Here is a 4,437-nt window from a genome sequence, read left to right as displayed (position 1 = left end):
GCGAGAGCGCCTGATCGCCGGACAGCTGCTTGGCCAGCCCGAAGTCCAGCACCTTCACGTAGGAGCCGCCGCCGGGTTGGCGCACCAGGAAGATGTTGCTGGGCTTGAGATCGCGGTGGATGACGCCCGCCTGGTGCGCGGCGGTGAGCGCGTCCAGGAGCTCGTCGGCGAGCCGGATGGCATCCTGCACCGGGAGGGTGCCGCGAATGGAGAGCCAGGTGTCGAGCGGGGTGCCCTCCAGGTACTCCATGACGAAGTACTGCCGGCCATCCGGCATCTTGCCGAAGCTGAAGATGTCGATGATGCCCCGGTGGTGGATGGCGTTGACCGCGCGCGCCTCGGCCAGCAGCCGCTCCACGTACAGGGACTGGTCCCCCATCTCGGGCCGCAGGACCTTGATGGCCACCTGCTTGCGGATCAGCGGCTGCTCGCCCCGGTAGACGAGGCCCATGCCGCCGATGCCGATCTGCTCCTGGATGACGTACTCGCCAATCTGCATGCCGATCAGCGGGTCGGTGAGAGGAGGGCTCGGCGGGGGTGGGGGGGCTCGGCCGACAGCCGGCATGGTCTGGGCCACGGGTCTCGGAGCCGGGGCCGGAACTGGAGCCGGGGCCGGGGCCGGAACCGGAGGTACCGGAGCGAGGGTCCCCGCCTCGGGCGAGGCGACGTGCGGGCCAGGCTGGGGCCTCAGCTGCGCACGGCTGGCGGGCACGCCGTCACCGAGCACCGTGCCGTCGTGGGGACACTGCTCGGTGCCCTGGGCGACGCGCAGGCCACAGGTGGGACACTCTGTGAAGGAGGGGAGCGGGACCATCGAAACAGGCCGCGACCTTATCAGAGAACCCGCCCCCTGACGGCGGCGATGTGCGCTCCCCTGCCTGCCCGGCGACCCGCCTCCTCACGGTTTCAGCCGGAGGACCGTCCCGTTGGCACCCGCCACCCAGACGGAGCTCGGCGTCACCCACACCGCCCGCAGGTGGTCGCTGACTCCGCTCACCTGGGGCGTCCAGGTCGTCCCGTTCCAATACGTGATGCTGCCGTTGTCGCCCACGGCCCACACGCTGTCGGCACTCCGCCCGGCGATGGCGCGCAGCGTCTGGGTCACCCCCGTGGAGACCAGCGTCCAGGCAGTCCCCTCGTAGTGGTAGGCGGCTCCGTTGAGGCCCACCGCCCACACATCCCGCGCGCCCGTGCCCCACACGCCGAAAAGGTCGGTCGACGAGGACAGCTTCTGGCTGCCCCAAGCCCCCACACTGTCGCGGTGGAAGATCACCCCGCCGGCCCCCACCGCCCACACATCCTCAACGCTGGCGCCCCAGACGGCGTTGAATTGAGCGGTCGCGGTATTGGCGTTGCCTTCGGGGGTCCAGGTGCCCGCTTCCTCGCGGCGCCGGAGGAGGCCCTTGTCGCCCACCGCCCACACCGGGGCCATGCCCGTCCCCCAGAAGCCATTCACGCCGCTCGGGAACGAGGTGCCCTGGGTCCACTGCCCATTCTGGAGCAGGTGGACCTTCCCGCTGCTCACGTTGTTCTCCGCCACCAGCAGCCTGTCCCCGCTCCCCCAGAGGGCCCGGAAGGTGCCCTGCTCCGGAGGTGCCACGGGCGACCAACGCTCGTCCCGGCGGCGCATGACCAGGTCGTTGTCCCCGGCCGCCCAGAGGTTGAGGTCATCGGTGCCCCAGAAGGCGTTGATGTTGCGTGCCACGCCACCGGGGAGCTCCGACCACTGGCCATCCGTCCGCCGCACCATGCTGCCCGCGGCCCCCACGGCCCAGAGCGCCGTGTCATTGCCCCAGAGGGAGTTGAGCAGCTGGGGCGTGCCGCTCGGCTCGGGGGTCGACGTGCCCAGGACGTAGATGTTCGAGGCGGGGCCGACGATGCGCGTGACACCGCCGCTGGTCCACACGCCATTGAGCGGGGTGGAGGACGTCGCGAAGCTGGAAGCCGTCCACCTCGCGTTGGCATAGGTGACGAGCACCCCCCTGCCCACGGCGTAGGCCGTCCCGGCATCCGCTCCGGGGGCGATGGCCGTCAGGTCCACGGAGCCCGACCTGGAGCTGGACCAGCCCCCATCCACGCCGTGCGCGATGGTGCCGCCCCTGCCCACCGCCCAGGCCTCGGTGTCCGAGACGGGCCACACGGCCAGGAGCTCCGGCGCGGGACTGGTACCGGCGTCCCAGGACTGGGGGCTCCACTGCTGGCCATTGAAGGTATAGATGGCGCCCGTCTGCCCCACCGCGATCGCGGACGTGGCCGAGGCCCCTTCGATGTCATGGAAGGTCAACTGCTCGGCGAGGGCCTGGGACGTCCAGGTGGAGCCGTCCCACTTGAGCAGGGCACCGCCCGCGCCGGCGAACCACCACGTCTTCCCCGCGGCCGGCCAGGCGGCGCGCAGCTGCTGGGCGTTGCCGGGCAGGATGCGGGCCCAGCAGGTGCCATCCCAGTGCAGCGCGACGCCCCGCTCCCCCACGGCCCAGACGTCCGTGGCGGACCTGCCTCGGACGGTGTTCAGCGTGCGGCCCTCGGAGAGCGGGTTGTCCCAGCACCAGTTGGAGGTGGAGCACGAGGGGGGCGTCGAGGCCTGAGCGCAGGCGGTGCCCGACCCCGCATCCGACCCCGCGTCCGACGTGCCCGCGTCAGGCTGACCTCCGGCATCGGGCGTGCCCCCGGCGTCCGCCTGCCCAGCCACCTCGCACCAGCCCCCGCTCCCGCAGACGTACGACTCGCCTCCGGGGCCGCTCAGCCCCTGGCAATCCTCGCTGGACACGCAGGAGAAGGACTTCGTGGGAAGCTCGACGCAGTGGAGGGATGACAGCACCCCCACGGTCAAGGCCAGCAACTGTCCCCAGCGCCAGGCGCGCGTGTTCGTGGTCACTCCGATTCCCTGTGGATGGTCCGAGCGGGGACCATAGCGCGAGGGGTCCGGAGGGGCCACCCACCTCCTCCAACGCAAGAGAGCCCAGCCCTCCACGAAGGGAGGACCGGGCTCTTCGCATTCAGGGGGACCGAGGCCCCGGCCGACTAGGAGTCAGCCATCACCAGGCCTTCGATGGTGTGCGCCTGCACGATGGGCTCGAGCTTGTTGACCAGGCGGTAGTTGAGGTGGCTGCGCACCTCCTCCGGCAAGGTCTCGTAGTAGCCGCGGGTGACCTGCAGGTCGTGCCGCTCGGCGTTGCGCGCATCCGGCGCGTCGAAGCCGAGGACGAGCGTGGGCCGGGACTTCTGCGAGCGGTTGGCCGTGCCCCGGTGGATGGTGAGGGCCGAGCGCGCCGAGATGTCGCCCATCTTCGGCATCCGCCGCTGCGCGCGCTGCTCATAGCGCGGATAGAAGGACCTGGGCGGGAACATGCCGTGGGCGAACTCGGGCGAGAAGTCCCACTGCGTGCCGGGGGCGATCTCGAAGGGCCCCATGTCCTCTTCGACGTCGACGGTGGTCATGTTGAAGGCGAGCGAGTTGAGCCGCCGGCCCTCGACGGTCTCCGGGGGCGAGGCGAAGTCGCGGTGCCAGGGCTGGTTCTCGGCCCCCGGACCCGGCACGTCGAAGCCGATCTCCACGAGCTTGTAGCCCGGGCCGAGCACCGACTCGCAGACCGCCCGCACCCACGGATGGCTGACGAGCTCGACGAAGCAACGGATGCGCTCCGGGTGGATCTCGACGTAGTGGCGATTGGGACCTCGCCCGATCGCGCCGCCCGGCTGCTTCAGCGCCTCCTGGAAGAGGAACTCGATGTCCTCGCCGAGTCCCTGCACCATGGAGCGGGAGAAGGCGCCCTTGAGCGCGACGATGCCATCTCCGTACAGCCCGCCCATGATGGTCGCGGTGTCGTACTTCGGGGTCACCAGTTGGGGCTCGGCTCCGGCGTGCTGCATCGGGAGGCTGCCCATCGAGATCTCGCGAATGTTCTGTCCGTCCTGTCGCATGCGGCTTTAACCTCCAGGTGTAATTTTCTCCTTCCCGGGGAGTGGTGTCCACCACGCCCGCCTGCCGACGAGACGGGCACAGCGGGCCGCGGAGGGGCGACTGTGCGAGGTGCTCCTGAACGTGCGCCCCCCTCCCCTCCCGCTCTTGCTGATGCGCCACCGCTCAGTGGTGGACGCTCACGCGCGGGACGCGTCCAGTTCCAGAACCCACGAATCCAGCTTCGCGTCGCGTATTCCCGGGCGTGAATAGCGTGCCTCACGCGGCGGCCCCGGGTCCAGCATCGGGCCCCGAGGGCTCCGCCCTGGCGCAACGGGAACCACGGAGGCGGGATGAACAGGAAGACGGATGCGACGCTGCTGAAACAACTCGCGATGGGAACGGAGCAGGGCACGGTCAACGACCGGGCGAAGACCGCGAAGGAGGACGTCCTGACCACGCGTCAGGGCCACCCCGTCTCCAACAACCAGAGCACGCGCACCGTGGGCCGGCGAGGCCCGACCACGCTGGAGAACTAC

General features: G+C 70.5%; 4 protein-coding genes. 1 reads left to right on the top strand and 3 read right to left on the bottom strand.

The genetic code is table 11. The features are described from left to right. The 3 genes from VF697_RS10180 to VF697_RS10170 all read right to left on the bottom strand — a co-directional run. Nucleotides 1–565 (bottom strand): serine/threonine-protein kinase (locus VF697_RS10180; RefSeq protein WP_331093728.1); only part of this gene is annotated, 565 nt, incomplete at its 3' end. 333 nt (nucleotides 566–898) lie between these two features. Continuing rightward, nucleotides 899–2,875, bottom strand: a complete 1,977-nt coding sequence (locus VF697_RS10175; RefSeq protein WP_331093726.1) for a hypothetical protein — start codon at nucleotides 2,873–2,875, stop codon at nucleotides 899–901. 146 nt (nucleotides 2,876–3,021) lie between these two features. Next, a complete protein-coding gene (locus VF697_RS10170) occupies nucleotides 3,022–3,921 on the bottom strand; it encodes a phytanoyl-CoA dioxygenase family protein (RefSeq protein WP_331093724.1) in 900 nt (299 codons plus the stop codon). A 330-nt stretch (nucleotides 3,922–4,251) separates the two neighbouring features. Here VF697_RS10170 and VF697_RS10165 point away from each other — a divergent pair. Further along, the coding region (locus VF697_RS10165) for a hypothetical protein (protein ID WP_331093730.1) at nucleotides 4,252–4,437 on the top strand (186 nt) is incomplete at its 3' end.

This window comes from Archangium sp., assembly GCF_036388035.1.
Taxonomy (GTDB): Bacteria; Myxococcota; Myxococcia; order Myxococcales; family Myxococcaceae; genus Archangium.
Note: the sequence above shows the minus strand (reverse complement) of the source record. Positions and strands in the feature narration are given on the sequence as shown.

What these genes read in the sequence shown, in the direction of transcription:
- VF697_RS10170 (WP_331093724.1), bottom strand. Translation starts at nt 3,921, where the DNA reads ATGCGACAGGACGGACAGAACATTCGCGAGATCTCGATGGGCAGCCTC.